We start from the raw sequence: 620 nt of genomic DNA on the forward strand, positions 1-620 counted from the left end.
GGCGCTGATGCCGCAGGTAATGCCGCTGCAAATAACTTTTTGGGTAGTGCACAACGCGCTCAGATGAAGAAAGAGTTAGAAGAGTGCCCTGATGATCAGTGTCGAAGAGATGTTAACGAAAAATGGTTCGAGATTGATGAACAACAAGATAGAACTTTTTCGACAGGAATTATGACTGGTCTCATTGCCGATATACCAATCAAGCTATACGAGTTAGCTGATGGCGCTGTGAAGAACATGATGTTACAAATGATAATATTTGCTAGCAATCCACGGGGGGGCGTTGAAAAGAGTTTTAAAGACATTGGAACAGGAGCGTCTTGGGTCGTGAGTGGACATGTGATTGATGATGTCTGGGAAGGTGCTGGTCAATTCTGGGGAGGTGTTGAGGATTCCTTTATAGGGGATATAGATTACGTAAAAGAGAATATTGAAAAAGCGGGAGTTGACGGAGCTTTTAATGCTGGTTTTGAAAGTGGAAGATTATCAGCCGGAGTATTAGAAAACTTTGCTGGAGGAGCTGGAGCAGCCAAGGGAGCTATAAATCTTGGCAACAAGGCTGTGATCAAGTTCATTGCTAGGAAAGATTTTGCCCAATTCGCTTCCAAGAAAAATCTTGC

General features: G+C 43.4%; 1 pseudogene. It reads left to right on the forward strand.

Annotated features, from left to right (window positions below):
- Positions 1 to 620 (forward strand): annotated as a pseudogene (locus ACFINH_RS10270) (hypothetical protein); the annotation flags it as partial.

It is taken from the genome of Bartonella sp. AA74HLJMH (assembly GCF_042197045.1).
GTDB lineage: Bacteria > Pseudomonadota > Alphaproteobacteria > Rhizobiales > Rhizobiaceae > Bartonella.